Origin of the sequence: Salinicoccus sp. ID82-1, from assembly GCF_021991715.1 — a bacterium.
GTDB lineage: Bacteria > Bacillota > Bacilli > Staphylococcales > Salinicoccaceae > Salinicoccus > Salinicoccus cyprini.
Map to the genome: position 1 here is coordinate 207,267 of NZ_JAGFLY010000004.1, position 13,922 is coordinate 221,188.

Consider the following 13,922-nt stretch of genomic DNA (forward strand, 5'->3'; position numbering starts at 1 on the left):
GTGACATGACATGAAACGATTCTTGTATCAGGTACCAGTGTCAATATGTGGTCTTATACTTGGACTCGTATCGCTCGGCAGCCTATTCTTCTCAATAGAACATCATATCCTCGGCTGGACTTTCATTATAATGGGAGTCCTTTTAATGCTGCCTTTCTTTATGAAAATAACCATTACAGGCAGAGATGCCTTAAAATCCTTGAATGATCCCGTAGCAGCTGCGATATCACCTACTTTTCCGATGTCATTGATGGTGCTCTCAAGTACTTTGAGCCGGTTCACCGCGAATGACATACTTGTGCTCACTGTATGGTGGGGGGCCATCCTCATGCATTTTACACTGATCATATTCTTTACACTCTATTTCATCACACCGAATAGAATACGATCTGAATACATCAATCCTGGATGGTTTGTCACTTTCGTCGGCATCGGCATCATTCCTACCACTTCCAGAAATTTTGGAGTGGAGTTTGGACAGGCCATCATCTGGATCGCACTACTATTCTATATGATCCTTCTGCCGATTATTATCAGACAGATGATAAAAGAAAAAGCCAGTCGCTCAGCTTTCCCTCTGACTGCCATTTTGGCAGCACCAGGCTCGCTATGTCTGACCGGCTATATCTCAGTAGTAGTCCACCCATCGGAAATACTCGTCTATACATTGCTCATTCTCTCGCAGATACTCTATTTTTTGATTGTCCTCATAATGCCGAAAATGCTGGAAATAAAGTTCCACCCAAGCTATGCTGCACTCACATTCCCAACAGTCATTTCAGCTACAGCAATTATCCACGTATTGGATTTTTTTAACACCATGGGACGGATGAACATCATCCTGACGTATCTTTTTACTTTCGAGCTTTATCTGGCTGTGGCCATTGTCGCCTACGTACTGATTCGATATGCACACTTCATTGCAAAGTGCTATTTTGAAAGCAGGCAAACATACGAGTAGAATGCTCGTGCGACTGATATCGACAGACACGCCTCTTCATTGCCATCTTTTTATTAAGTAAAATTTCACTATTATGATTCTGAATAGATCTTTAAAATGATAGACTATCTATAAGAACATTCTAACATTGAGGTGCGTTATGAGCAGAGCAGAAATGGCAATTCTTACAAATATGTGCATGATACAAAATGAAAAAGGGCAAATACTGATTCAGGATAGACTGAAGCATAACTGGCCTGGTGTGACTTTCCCAGGAGGTCATATCGAGAAGGGGGAGTCTTTCCATGACTCCGTGATACGGGAAGTATTCGAGGAGACGGGACTCACTATCAGAAATCCTAAACTCTGCGGGGTTAAGCAGTTTCAGACTGCAAATGAAGAGCGGTATATTGTGTTCTTCTATAGAGCGAAGGAATTCGAAGGTGAACTGGCAAGCTCTGCTGAAGGAGAAGTCTCCTGGATTGAACCCGAAGACCTTGCAAACTACACACTGGCAAATGATTTTGAAGACATGTACAGAGTGTTTGCTGATGATAGCATATCTGAATTCTTTTATGATGCAGACTGGAAAGTGGCTCTAATGTAGTTTATCCAATACGTTATATGAGCGTTATACCACATTGCGATACATCTATTTATTACTCTGCTAATAGTAGATTGTTAGTATATTGACAGGCGTTATCATTCGACCATACTGGTTCACGATGCTATACTATAGATGCAATAGCATAGACACCGAGTCTTATATGTAATCATTAAAGGAGAGATGCAAAATGGCTTACGAACCAAGACCTTCCAACAGCCTTTTCGACATGAATCCGAGTGATATTTTCAGAGATTTTGGCCGCCAGCTATTTCCCCAGATGCCTGAGAGTACGATGAAATCCGATATTCGCGAATATGACAGCACTTATGTACTTGAAGCTGAATTGCCAGGTATCGAGAAGGAGAACATCAGCATTGAATATACGAATGGCGTACTTTCCATTTCAGCCGACCAGTCTACCGAGAATGAATTGAAAAGTGACCTTGGCCGCGTGATTCACCGTGAGCGCAGCTACAGTACAATCAAACGACAATTTACATTTGATAATGTCAGAGAAGAAGGTATTACAGCCGACTTCAATAATGGGGTGCTGAAGATTACACTGCCCAAGACAAGTAGAGACAACTACTCGAAACGTATTGAAATCAACTAAATGAAGATAATGCAGGAAGCATGGATCAACTGATTCATGCTTCTTTTTATGCTGATTCAATAATTTGCCTTCTATATAAAAAAGTTTTATATTGAAAATGCTTACAGTATCATAAAAGGGTATATTTTTGAAACTTTTCTATTATACTTGCCTTATTCATTTCAGGAATCAGGAGGTTTTTTATGATAGAAAAGCTGAAAAGAGAATGGCTTGATGCACCTGGGGCCAACATCATGGCAGGTATCGTTGTTGCATTGGCACTTATACCTGAAGCAATTGCGTTCTCCATTATTGCCGGAGTCGATCCAATGGTCGGGCTATACGCTTCATTTCTTATATCTGTAATCATTTCGTTCGTCGGTGGACGCCCAGCAATGATTTCCGGTGCAACAGGTGCCATTGCGCTGCTGATTGTGCCCCTTGTAAGCGAGTACGGAGTGGATTACCTGTTGGCTGCTACAATTCTCATGGGAATTATACAGCTGATACTCGGTTTTCTAAAGGTCGGCAAATTGATGAAGTTTATACCGAACTCGGTGATGATCGGATTCGTCAACGCACTTGGTATCATGATTTTCATGTCGCAGATCGAGCATATATTTGGCATTTCCATCGACACATATGTCTATGTCATCGTCACGCTTCTAATCGTGTATATCGTTCCAAGATTCATTAAGAAACTGCCGGCACCACTGATTGCGCTGTTCGTTCTGACTGCGATATACATCTTCCTCGGTTCTGAAGTCCGTACGGTTGGTGATCTTGGCAATATCGAACGCTCCCTGCCGAGCTTCTTCATCCCGAATGTACCTTTCAATATGGAAACATTGCAGATCATACTGCCTTATTCGCTATCCATGGCCGTCGTCGGACTGGTGGAAAGCCTGCTGACAGCAAAGATTGTCGATAATGCGACAGATACCTACAGCAGTAAGAATAGGGAATCCCGGGGACAGGGCATTGCCAACTTCATTACTGGATTCTTTGGTGGCATGGGTGGCTGTGCCATGATCGGCCAGTCTGTCATCAATGTAAAATCCGGGGCGACAACACGGCTGTCGTCACTCACTGCTGGCGTAGTGCTGATTTTCCTCATCATTGTACTGGGCAATTGGGTGGTCCAGATACCAATGCCCATTCTGGCAGGCATCATGGTCATGGTATCCATCGGAACTTTCGATTGGGGTTCCTTCAGATATCTGGCCAAGGCGCCACGAACGGATGCATTTGTCATGGTCGTCACTGTTGCCGTCGTCCTGTTCACTCACAACCTGGCCATCGGTGTCGTCGTCGGTGTGCTCTTCAGCGCCATATTCTTTGCCACAAAAATATCCAAAGTGGTCGTTACTTTTAAATCACTCAATGTCAGAAATGTGGTACGCTTTCAAGGACAGATATTCTTTGCCTCGATTGATACAATGATCGATCAGATAGAATTCAAGGAATACGACAAGGCGATCGAACTCGACTTCTCACAGGCTCACCTCTGGGATGATTCTGCAGTGGATGCAATTGATACGATCGTGAGAAAGTTTGAGGAGAAGGGGAACACTGTTCATGTCAGCCAGCTCAACGCGGATAGTCGCAAAATTGTCAAAGAGTTGAGCAGACTTAACGAACAGCATCTCACTTAAAAACAAAGGGGAGAATACCATGTACAAAAAGATTCTACTTGCAGCGGACGGATCTGAAAACAGCTATCGCGCAGCAGAGGAAACATTGAATTTCATCGATGGGAACTCGGAGGTGACTATCCTCAACGTCATCAACACAAACGATTCAAAGGATGACGTTCTGCATAACACACCTGGCGAAAGCATGAATGCCAAAAGAAAAGAGAAGTTACAAAGCATCATCGATTTCTACGAAACCAATAATATTCCCTACAAGGTGCAATTTGAACACGGTACACCAAATGAGACCGTCGTCAAAATTGCCAACAGCGAAAAACATCAGGCAGTCGTGCTCGGGACAAGAGGCTTGAATGGACTGCAGGAAATGGTACTTGGCAGTGTCAGTCATAAAGTAGCCAAGCGTGCCGAAATACCTGTAATCATTGTAAAGTAATCTATCAGAAGCTTATGGATCATGTGGATTCTATAAGCTTTTTCATTATCATGGTGAATCATGGAATCCTGGATGGAAGTGGAACTGTAATGAAAAATAATACGAATTTCTACTATGGATGGGTCATAGTTTTTGTCTGTGGTCTTGCAGTATTTTTCTCAGGGCCGGGCCAGACCTATTCAAATGCCGTTTTTATCGATCAATATATCAATACGTTTGGATGGAGCCGGACCGAAGTTTCAAGCATCTACTCTTTCGCCACTCTGGTAGCCGGCTTTGTCATGATTGCAGTGGGAAACTTCATCGACCGCTTCGGCCAGAAAAAGATGATGATCATCGCCGCTTTCTTTCTGGCTCTGGCCTGTTTCCTGAATAGTGCTGTAACCAGTACTTTCATGCTGGCAATCGGCTTTTTCCTGATCCGTCTCTTTGGACAGGGCAGTATGACGCTGATTCCGAATACGCTTCTCCCCCAGTGGTTCATAAGAAAAAGAGGGCTGTCATTCAGTTTGATGACACTCGGAAGCTTTTTGAGTGCCATGCTTTTTCCAATCATCAACGTATGGCTCATTTCTGAATGGGGATGGCGTTTTGCCTGGCAGTTCTGGGGCGTATCTCTGATTGTAATATTCATTCCGATTGCATGGTTCTTTACATATAATACTCCAGAGCAGATTGGACTTTCACCAGATGGTCCACGGAAGAAAAAGGCAGGGGATGATGAAACAGAAAACGTAGACATTTTTGATTTCGAAGACAGCTGGACCTTGAAAGAAGCATCACGCACGCTTTCTTTCTGGACACTTCTTATATGTGTCGGTATCCCTTCCATGATCAATACGGGCATCACCTTCCATATCGTGTCCATCTTCAGTGAAAATGGACTGGAAGTCAGTGCGTCTGCCATGGTACTTAGCCTTATGGCAATTGTGGGTATACCGATGTCTTTCATATCCGGTGTGATTACCGACCGTATCAGAACAAATTATATTCTGCTTATGATATTTATTATAGAAATCATCATCCTGCTTCTGCTGAATAACGCCACCACCTATTATCTCGCCATTCTATTCGGGGTCATCTGGGGCATTTCGAACGGTTTGGAGCGCATCGGTACCAATGTAGTATGGTCGAACTACTTCGGCAGAAGGTATGTAGGCAGCATCAATGGTGTCGGGTCGACCATGATCGTCATCGGCTCTTCATTGGGACCACTGCCTTTTGGACTCGGATATGATACGTTCGGCAGCTATACTGCTGTCATCAGTATCATGTTCATTTTTCCTGTCATCGGCATCATATGCGCGCTACTGTCCAAAAAGCCGCAGAAATTTCTACATTAGCCACCACTGCTGACAGAGGAGGAAACTATGATGGTCGACCAGCACTGCAAACTATGTCACGCGCCAGTCAGAATCTATACCCATGCAAAACTGGGGCGATTCTATCTCTGCACTGGGTGTGAATTTATATTCAAGGACCGAGCCTTCTTCCTTTCCGAAGATGAAGAACGGCAATCCTATAGGAGACATAATAACTCGATAGAAGATCCAAGATACGTGGCATTCTTCTACAAGTTTCTTGACGACGCTGTATTTCCTTACATCGGGACAGGCAGACAGGGGTTCGATTTCGGCAGCGGACCAGAACCTGTATTGGCAACACTTCTGGAGCAGAATCATGGCTTCCAGATGAATATCTATGATATTTTCTATGCTCCCGACAAGGTGTATCAAGGCAAGAAATATGATCTGATTACAGCAACCGAAGTCGTGGAGCATCTCGGGGATCCATTACATTACTTCAAACGCTTTGCCGGACTGCTCAAACCGGATGGGGTACTCGCCGTCATGACATTGTTCCATCATAATGGCATATCCCATTTCAATAATTGGCACTATATGCGCGATCGGACCCATGTTTCCTTCTACACACCAAAGACAATGCGCCATATTGCTGAACAGAGCGGGCTCAAAGTTGTTCATACGGATGGAATCCGCTACACGACTTTCATGCTGGATGACTGATTTACATACTGGAATTCATTCAGATGCGAATATACGAAGTGTATGACACATTTGAATAAATTCCAGTATAATGGAAGGTAACATTTTAATGGGAGTGTGTGCTATGGTGAATACTTTTGGTAACGATTTCAAATATCAGACGATCGACAGGGACAGGGATATGAGAGCAAAGTATCTGAATCTACTCTCTGAGAAGTTTGATAGCGAAGAGAAAGTGGTAACGGAAATCATCAACCTGGAATCCATTCTGGATCTTCCGAAAGGCACAGAGCATTTTGTCAGTGATCTGCACGGGGAGTTCCATGCATTCCAGCATGTACTGAGAAACGGCTCCGGCAATGTCCGGGTAAAGATTCATGATATTTTCAAGGACAGGCTGTCGGAAGAGGAGATCAGCCAGTTTGCAGCACTTGTCTACTACCCTGAGGATAAGATGAAGCTGATCAAAAATCAGGTGGATTCCAAAGAGGCATTGAACGAATGGTATAAAACGAAGATCCATCATATGATCGAACTGATTTCCTATGCGTCTTCGAAGTATACGCGGTCGAAGCTGAGGAAGGCACTGCCCAAGCAGTTTGTCTACATCATCGAAGAGCTGCTCTACAAGACGGATGAAGATACCAACAAGAAACCTTATTACGAGAAGATTGTGGAAAAGATCATCTCCCTGGGTCAGGCAGAAAAGCTGATCATCGGGCTGTCGCATACTACACAGCGTCTTGTGGTCGACCATCTTCATGTCGTCGGTGATATTTATGATCGTGGACCGGAACCGGATAAGATCATGGATACACTGATCGACTACCATTCCCTCGACATCCAGTGGGGCAACCATGATGTCCTGTGGATCGGCGCCTTTGCAGGATCCAAAGTATGCCTGGCGAACATACTCAGAATCTGTGCACGCTACAACAACCTCGATATCATTGAGGACGCATATGGCATCAACTTGCGTCCACTGCTCAACCTGGCGGAGAAATACTATGACGATAATCCGGCGTTCCATCCGAAGCAGCAGTCGGATAAGCCATTGTCCGAACAGGAGAAGCATCAGATTACCATCATCCATCAGGCAATTGCCATGATCCAGTTCAAACTGGAAAGCCCGATCATCAAGCGACGCCCATATTTTGATATGGACGAGCGTCTGGTGCTTGAAAAGGTCGAATACGACAAGCAGGAAATTACAGTCTACGGACAGACGTATCCGCTGCAGAATACATGCTTCAAAACCATCAATCCAGAGAATCCTGCAGAGCTGCTCGAAGAGGAGCAGGAAGTCATCGATAAGCTCCTGCTCTCCGTGCAGCAGTCGGAAAAGCTGAAACGTCATATGAGCTTCCTGATGAAAAAAGGCAGCCTATACTTGAAGTACAACGGAAATCTGCTGATCCATGGCTGTATCCCAGTAGATGAGAATGGGGATATGGAACAGATGGAGATTGATGGAGAAATCTATAAAGGACGGGAGCTTCTGAATCAGTTTGAATATCATCTGCGCAAGGCATTTGCAGATGTTGAATCGACGGATGACCTGTCGACCGACCTTGTCTGGTATCTATGGACCGGAAAATATTCCTCACTGTTCGGCAAACGTGCCATGACAACATTTGAACGCTACTTCATTGAGGACAAGGCTTCCCATAAAGAAGTAAAGAACCCGTATTATCATCTGCGTGAAGATAGTGAAATGTGTAAAAAAATGCTCGAGGAATTCGATCTCGATCCGGAGCAGGGGCACATCATCAATGGACATACACCTGTAAAGGAAAGGGACGGGGAAAATCCGATCAAGGCGAACGGCAAGATGATCGTCATCGATGGCGGATTCTCGAAAGCCTACCAGAAGACGACAGGAATAGCCGGGTATACGCTGCTGTTCAATTCCTATGGCATGCAGCTGGTGGCCCATCAGCATTTCAATTCCAAAGAGAATGTTCTGATGAACGGTGCCGATGCCATGTCCGTCCGCAGAGTGGTTGATGAAGAACTTGAAAGACAGATGATACGGGACACCAACATTGGAGCGAGACTGCAGGAAGAGATCGAAATGCTCCAGGCACTCATGTCCTATCGCTACATCAATTAAATAATTACATTATGTAAGCATATAACATGACAAGCCTCTCCATTTCTGCGAAACTGGAAAACATGAAAAGGAGAGGATACAGATGATTCACTATCTATTGAATGCTTTCATTGGAAAAAATATCATTGAAAGCGGACTGACAAAAGTTGAGAATGAAGGACAGGTCGGCGAGGATTTCGAAAAGGAATTCAATGTCAATCCCAACCAGATGAAGATTGCAGGCTATCTTGAAGCCATCGGCGCAATGCTTCTGTTTGCATCCTTCCTTGGTAAATCATTCACACGCATCGGTTCCATCATGGTCGGTTCCGTAATGGGTGTGGCAGCATATAAGCACTACAAGGCCGGACACGGCTACGAAGGCAGCAAAAATGCACTTAAATTCCTTGGACTCAGTGCGTTGAGCTTTGCGAGCACATTCAATAAAAAATAATGTTTTCTTAACCTGGAAACATCATATAAAAACAGCGGACCCCGAGGTCCGCTGTTTTTATTTTGAGCAATATTATTTTATAGGAAGACGAATAATTGTATAATTTCATGTAATGCATTTGAATCCACATCGGAAAGGGGGAGTGTTTCACGTGAAAAAACTGATTGTTTTTCTTTTTATAATCATACTCATCACAACAGGACTATTCATAGTGGACCGCCAGACTGAAAGAGGGCTGATAGGTACTTTGGAATATACACTGCTCCCCGATCCGATGGCCACGAATTTCTATGATGCAGGTGAATGCACCTTTTATGTATTCAATAAGGTAAAAGCAAATGGAGAAATGATTGAAACAAGCTGGCGCAATGCAGAATTCTGGGCGGCAAGAGCCAAGACAGATGGCTACACAGTCAATGATGAACCCGCAGAAGGCGCCATCCTTCAGACTTCAAGAGGCGAGATTGGTCATGTCGCCTATATAGAGACCGTCAATGAGGACGGATCGATTGATATATCCGAAATGAATTACCGTGAACCCTATGAGGTGACAGAACGTACCATCACCGCTGACAGAATTGACGAATACGCATATATCCATCCCAAGGTGAATCCAAGACCGAAGGAGATGAAAGCTCAGACGCAGAACAGCGCCTGAGCTTCTTTTTCAAACTGATGTTTTCTCTTTTTTAAAATGCCATTGCCTGGCTTTCGGATGAAAATAAGTTGCGACCCTCAGTAGATATTCAAGCGGACCATATCGAAATTTTGATGTATACCAGGTCGCCAGAAACATCTGAAACACATAGACCAGCAGGAATATGATGACAGCCTGACCGAATATATCACGTCCGAACCAGCCGAGCCCATATCCATAGAAGAGGGTGGTCGCAATCAGACTCTGCATGATATACATGGTGAGTGACAGTTTCCCCATGCTTCTAAATCCGATGAAGATGAAATTTTGTCGATACTTCGTGTGGAGATTTCTGATCAGCACAATAAGACCGAAAGAAAGCACGCTTCCGAAGAAAATGTGAAGCATGGAGGCCAGGTCTTTGTTGTCCATCCAGATGATGCTTGATTTCATGAATATGCTTACCGGAATCAGAAAGATGAACAGGTTGGCACTTAGCAGCCGGTTGGAATTTTTACTGAACCAGTCGCTTTTCGACAGATAGATTCCAATGTTGTAGTAGAAAATCGGCATCAGCAGACCCGCAATCAAGAGAATGATGCCCGCGCCTTCAAGATAACTTACAATTTCTGTAATATAAGGATCTTCCAGATGATTGCGTGCTTGATAGGCATTTGCATATGTACCTTCTCCGTAGGCGAATTTCAGTTCCTTCAGGTAGCCTTGCATATCTACATCATTCGGAGCAGGGACTTCTTCTGCCGGTGCGAAGACAGCGAGTGATGTAATCAGTAAAGCTGCAGAAATGGAGAGGGTGGTCACCCATTTGAAGAATCTTTTGCCGAGACCGATGAACGGGATGATGAAGAGCATGGCAATACCATATGCCAGAAGAATGTCACCTTCCCATATGAAATAGCTGTGAAGCAGACCGAACGCAATAAGTGTGAAGGCCCTCATATACAGCTTGATTCTCTTCAGTTTCACTTGCTTTCGCTTCATCGACTGGAACAGCCTGTCCAGGGAGAAGCCGAACAGAATGGCAAAGATGGGCAGGAAGCTACTTTCAAAAATAATTTTTACGCCTTTCAATATACCCTCATTAAGAGGATGCAGTTCAAAGTATTCCAGATGATCCTTTCCGGTCAGACCATATTGGAAGATCAGCAGATTTGCCATGAAAATGCCGAACAGGCTGAATCCTCTGATGGCATCCACGGCTTCAATTCTTTTCATGTCAATCACCTCGCCATCAATTATGAAGGAAGAACCTTAAACTCTCTTTATGCCCGCCTTAAATATAGCTTAATTATCCGAATATCAATGGTCATCAACTCCAACACGTAATAGAATATGTATTGAGGTGAACAGCATGGATAACAAAGTTCTGATTATTGAAGACGATAAAGACATTTGCGAGCTGATTCAGCTTGCCCTTGCCGGCAAGAACAACACGAAAATTCACACTGCTGAAGATATCGGAAGTGCCAGGGCACTCATCAACCAGTACCAGTTCGAAGTCATTCTGCTCGATCTGAACTTGAAAACCGAAAGCGGATATGAACTGATGCGATATATCGATACTGCCTATACGAAAATATTGATTGTCACCGCTAAAAATACAGAGCTTGATGTATACAAAGGGTTTGAACAAGGTGCGGTGGACTACATCAAGAAACCATTCGATCCAATGGAACTGGCATATAGAGTCAACGTCCATCTCGACAGGGCCAGAATATATGAATATGGCCACCTAAGAATAAATTCGAATGCTGCCGAGGTTTTTGTCAATGGTCAGCCGGTCAGACTGACTTCAAGGGAATACGACCTGCTTTTATTCTTCATACATAATAGGAATCAGATTCTCACCAAAGAACAGCTATATGATAAAGTTTGGGGCTACCATAGGGTGACCGACGATAATACGCTTATGGTACACATGCGGACTTTAAGAAAGAAGATTGAAATGGACCCCGATCATCCGGCACTTATTGTCACTATCAGAGGCAAAGGATACATATTTAAAGGACAGGACCATGAATAGACGCTTTACTCTCAAGTTCATCAAGTACATTTTTCTTTTCCTTGCTTCCAGTATTTTTTTGATGATCATCGGTCTCATTCTGTTCTTTTACAATTTCAATATACTCTTCTATAATTCCATGGAAGACATTGATGCGGATTATCTGATAAACGGAGTGACCGGAACCCGCGGCGATTATGCTTTCAGCGAGAATTTCCAGAACATGCTCGAAGAGAGTGATATGGAAGCCTATATCGTCGATGATGAAGGTGATGCCATCCATCCTGAAAACGCTGGAAATCTGAAGCAGCGGATATTTGATAACTTGTGGGGCACGATGGCAATGCCTTATAAAGAGGGGGAGCATGTCATACTGATAAAGGAGACTCCCGAGAACCTCTCAATCCAGAATAGCCATGCAGTTGATATGTCGAAGCTGATCAACAGTCTGTACCTTCATAACCACAACGCATACCAGTATTATATTGAAGATGACGGTCTCTACTTTACAGAAAACCCACTCCAACGGGATTATGTGCATGTCGATGAGTTCAGTGAAAGGGACATCACGCTGTTCAAAAGAATTGGAATCATTCTGCTCGTTGTACCGGCTTTGAATATCCTGATTACAGTCATCATGGCCATACTGCTGTCCCGGCGCATCAGCAGACCTTTATTCTTCTATATCGACTGGATCGAACAGCTTGCCCGGGGCAGACTGTATAAACCCGGTTCGGAACATAATCACAAACGCGGAAAAAAGCTGTTCCAGGAACTGGACACATCACTTGAGACATTGAACGCCCAGCTGATTGATGACCATCTGTACCAGAACCAGATCAGCTACTATCGTGAAAAGTGGATCAGCCAGATTACCCATGATCTGAAGTCTCCACTGACTTCGATATATGGGTACTCAAAGATTCTGGCACAATATCCAGTCAAAACAGAAGCATACAGTGGATTGATTTCCGAAAAAGCCAAGTATATGGAACAGCTTATAGATGGACTGAATCATAATTTTAAAATTGAAACCAGTCAGATGAATATCGACCGGGAAGCATTTTCCATCGTCGATCTGCTCAATGGTATCAAACAGACTATCGGATACCGGCATATGACAGTCACACATGACCTTGTCGACTCAGAGTATTATGGCAACCGGCTCTATCTGGAGAGGATGTTCGTCAATCTGATTGATAACAGTATTGAGCATAACCGGCACAATCCTGATATTTCAATACACGTGAGGGATACAGAAGATGATCTGATCATCGACTACAGGGATAATGGACATGGAATCGGATCAATGGACATGCAGGCCTTCAGAGGCACTTCTTCAACCAAGAAAGAAAGGGAAGGCCATGGAATCGGAGGTTCCATCATTCTGGATGCCATCGATTTTCACAATGGAGAGCTTTCCCACATCTCCAAAAGCAGCGGCCTGCATTTCGTCATAACACTCAGTAAAAAATGAGGGAGAGGAAGTAATCACTCCACTGATATAATGCATCACGATATGTAAAATCGCAACGCACGTCGTTATATGACTGTACGTTCAATAGTATTCCCGGGCGTTATACAGCGTTATTACGGCGTTATCAACCTGGCCGTCCGATAACACGTTATAATTCCCGTTGCTGTTTATTTGCGTTCATACTCCAAAGATTGCTAAACTCCTACCATGCAAATCGAATAGGAGGCTGTAAAACGTGAATGAAGTCATAGAAACACTACAGAGCCACCGGTCAATCCGTTCCTACACGGATCAACCGGTCAGCGACAAACAGCTAGATGAAATTATAGAATCCGTTCAGGCGTCTCCAAATTGGATCAATGGCCAGCAGTATACGATCATTGCTGTGAAAGATAAAGCACGCAAGAAGCAGCTTGCTGAACTGTGCGGCAATCAGAAGCACATTGAAGAAGCACCTGTCTTTCTGATTTTCTGTGCGGATTACTACCGTACCGCCATCGCCAGTGAAATGGAAGGTACGCCATTGAATATTACGAATGATATCGATTCATTGATTGTCGGAGCAACAGACGTCGGCATTGCTCTTGGGACAGCGGTAGTTGCGGCGGAATCCATGGGCCTTGGGACTGTCGCCATCGGAGGCATTCGCAGGCAGTCTGGTGAAGTCATCGACATGCTCGAACTTCCAGAGTACGTCATTCCAGTCTCCGGGTTATGCATCGGCCATCCTGACGAAGATGTCGATCAGAAACCGCGACTTCCGAAAGAAGCCGTATATCATGAAGAGCGCTACAAGCACGACCTGAAACCACTGCTTGAAAAATACAATGATACCTACAAGCAGTACCTGCAGGAAAGAACGAGCAACAATAGAATAGGGACGTGGACTGGGTTCGTTTCCACATTCTTCAGTAAGCCATACTACCTGGGTATCGACGAGATGCTGAACAGACAGAAATTTCCGGGAGGAAAGCAGACACCTGAGCAATGATGCTCAGGTGTCTTT

Annotated in this window: 14 protein-coding genes; 13 read left to right on the forward strand and 1 reads right to left on the reverse strand. The window is 44.1% G+C overall.

The features are described 5' to 3' along the window. Positions 1-10 precede the first annotated feature (10 nt). The 10 genes from J4760_RS10915 (at position 11) to J4760_RS10960 (ending at position 9,437) form a co-directional block, all read left to right on the forward strand. A complete protein-coding gene (locus tag J4760_RS10915; protein ID WP_145287654.1) occupies positions 11-961 on the forward strand; it encodes a TDT family transporter in 951 nt (316 codons plus the stop codon). A gap of 139 nt (positions 962-1,100) precedes the next feature. Continuing rightward, positions 1,101-1,547, forward strand: a complete 447-nt coding sequence (locus J4760_RS10920; protein WP_145287651.1) for an 8-oxo-dGTP diphosphatase — start codon at positions 1,101-1,103, stop codon at positions 1,545-1,547. 187 nt (positions 1,548-1,734) lie between these two features. Further along, positions 1,735-2,160 (forward strand): Hsp20/alpha crystallin family protein, encoded by a 426-nt coding sequence (locus J4760_RS10925; protein WP_237605713.1) that lies wholly within the window; start codon positions 1,735-1,737, stop codon positions 2,158-2,160. A gap of 182 nt (positions 2,161-2,342) precedes the next feature. Further along, a complete protein-coding gene (locus J4760_RS10930; RefSeq protein WP_237605714.1) occupies positions 2,343-3,794 on the forward strand; it encodes a SulP family inorganic anion transporter in 1,452 nt (483 codons plus the stop codon). A 19-nt stretch (positions 3,795-3,813) separates the two neighbouring features. Next, on the forward strand, positions 3,814-4,227 hold the full coding sequence (locus J4760_RS10935; protein WP_237605715.1) for a universal stress protein: 414 nt from the start codon (positions 3,814-3,816) through the stop codon (positions 4,225-4,227). A gap of 89 nt (positions 4,228-4,316) precedes the next feature. Continuing rightward, entirely contained in the window at positions 4,317-5,570 is a 1,254-nt protein-coding gene (locus tag J4760_RS10940; RefSeq protein WP_237605716.1) for an MFS transporter, read from the forward strand. A gap of 27 nt (positions 5,571-5,597) precedes the next feature. Beyond that, entirely contained in the window at positions 5,598-6,254 is a 657-nt protein-coding gene (locus J4760_RS10945; protein WP_237605717.1) for a class I SAM-dependent methyltransferase, read from the forward strand. Between the two features lie 160 nt (positions 6,255-6,414). Then, the gene (locus J4760_RS10950) at positions 6,415-8,346 is read left to right on the forward strand and encodes a fructose-1,6-bisphosphatase (protein ID WP_237605770.1); all 1,932 of its coding nucleotides are present in this window, start codon (positions 6,415-6,417) and stop codon (positions 8,344-8,346) included. 82 nt (positions 8,347-8,428) lie between these two features. Then, positions 8,429-8,779 (forward strand): hypothetical protein, encoded by a 351-nt coding sequence (locus J4760_RS10955; RefSeq protein ID WP_145287633.1) that lies wholly within the window; start codon positions 8,429-8,431, stop codon positions 8,777-8,779. A 151-nt stretch (positions 8,780-8,930) separates the two neighbouring features. Then, positions 8,931-9,437 (forward strand): CHAP domain-containing protein, encoded by a 507-nt coding sequence (locus tag J4760_RS10960; RefSeq protein WP_145287630.1) that lies wholly within the window; start codon positions 8,931-8,933, stop codon positions 9,435-9,437. Between the two features lie 9 nt (positions 9,438-9,446). Here J4760_RS10960 and J4760_RS10965 read toward each other — a convergent pair whose 3' ends face one another. Beyond that, positions 9,447-10,652: a DUF418 domain-containing protein gene (locus J4760_RS10965; protein WP_186365494.1), complete on the reverse strand. Its 1,206-nt coding sequence runs from the start codon at positions 10,650-10,652 to the stop codon at positions 9,447-9,449. A 136-nt stretch (positions 10,653-10,788) separates the two neighbouring features. Here J4760_RS10965 and J4760_RS10970 point away from each other — a divergent pair, with 136 nt between their 5' ends. The 3 genes from J4760_RS10970 (at position 10,789) to J4760_RS10980 (ending at position 13,907) form a co-directional block, all read left to right on the forward strand. Beyond that, on the forward strand, positions 10,789-11,460 hold the full coding sequence (locus tag J4760_RS10970; protein ID WP_237605718.1) for a response regulator transcription factor: 672 nt from the start codon (positions 10,789-10,791) through the stop codon (positions 11,458-11,460). Next, positions 11,453-12,916, forward strand: coding sequence for a sensor histidine kinase (locus J4760_RS10975; protein WP_145287621.1), 1,464 nt, complete (start codon positions 11,453-11,455; stop codon positions 12,914-12,916). The genes J4760_RS10970 and J4760_RS10975 overlap by 8 nt, the downstream gene beginning before the upstream one ends. Before the next feature lie 235 nt (positions 12,917-13,151). Next, positions 13,152-13,907, forward strand: coding sequence for an NADPH-dependent oxidoreductase (locus J4760_RS10980; protein ID WP_145287618.1), 756 nt, complete (start codon positions 13,152-13,154; stop codon positions 13,905-13,907). Positions 13,908-13,922: the final 15 nt, after the last annotated feature.

Coding starts and splice junctions, on each gene's coding strand:
- J4760_RS10915 (WP_145287654.1), top strand. CDS start 11: ATGAAACGATTCTTGTATCAGGTACCAGTGTCAATATGTGGTCTTATA.
- J4760_RS10920 (WP_145287651.1), top strand. CDS start 1,101: ATGAGCAGAGCAGAAATGGCAATTCTTACAAATATGTGCATGATACAA.
- J4760_RS10925 (WP_237605713.1), top strand. CDS start 1,735: ATGGCTTACGAACCAAGACCTTCCAACAGCCTTTTCGACATGAATCCG.
- J4760_RS10930 (WP_237605714.1), top strand. CDS start 2,343: ATGATAGAAAAGCTGAAAAGAGAATGGCTTGATGCACCTGGGGCCAAC.
- J4760_RS10935 (WP_237605715.1), top strand. CDS start 3,814: ATGTACAAAAAGATTCTACTTGCAGCGGACGGATCTGAAAACAGCTAT.
- J4760_RS10940 (WP_237605716.1), top strand. CDS start 4,317: ATGAAAAATAATACGAATTTCTACTATGGATGGGTCATAGTTTTTGTC.
- J4760_RS10945 (WP_237605717.1), top strand. CDS start 5,598: ATGATGGTCGACCAGCACTGCAAACTATGTCACGCGCCAGTCAGAATC.
- J4760_RS10950 (WP_237605770.1), top strand. CDS start 6,415: ATGAGAGCAAAGTATCTGAATCTACTCTCTGAGAAGTTTGATAGCGAA.
- J4760_RS10955 (WP_145287633.1), top strand. CDS start 8,429: ATGATTCACTATCTATTGAATGCTTTCATTGGAAAAAATATCATTGAA.
- J4760_RS10965 (WP_186365494.1), bottom strand. CDS start 10,652: ATGAAAAGAATTGAAGCCGTGGATGCCATCAGAGGATTCAGCCTGTTC.
- J4760_RS10970 (WP_237605718.1), top strand. CDS start 10,789: ATGGATAACAAAGTTCTGATTATTGAAGACGATAAAGACATTTGCGAG.
- J4760_RS10975 (WP_145287621.1), top strand. CDS start 11,453: ATGAATAGACGCTTTACTCTCAAGTTCATCAAGTACATTTTTCTTTTC.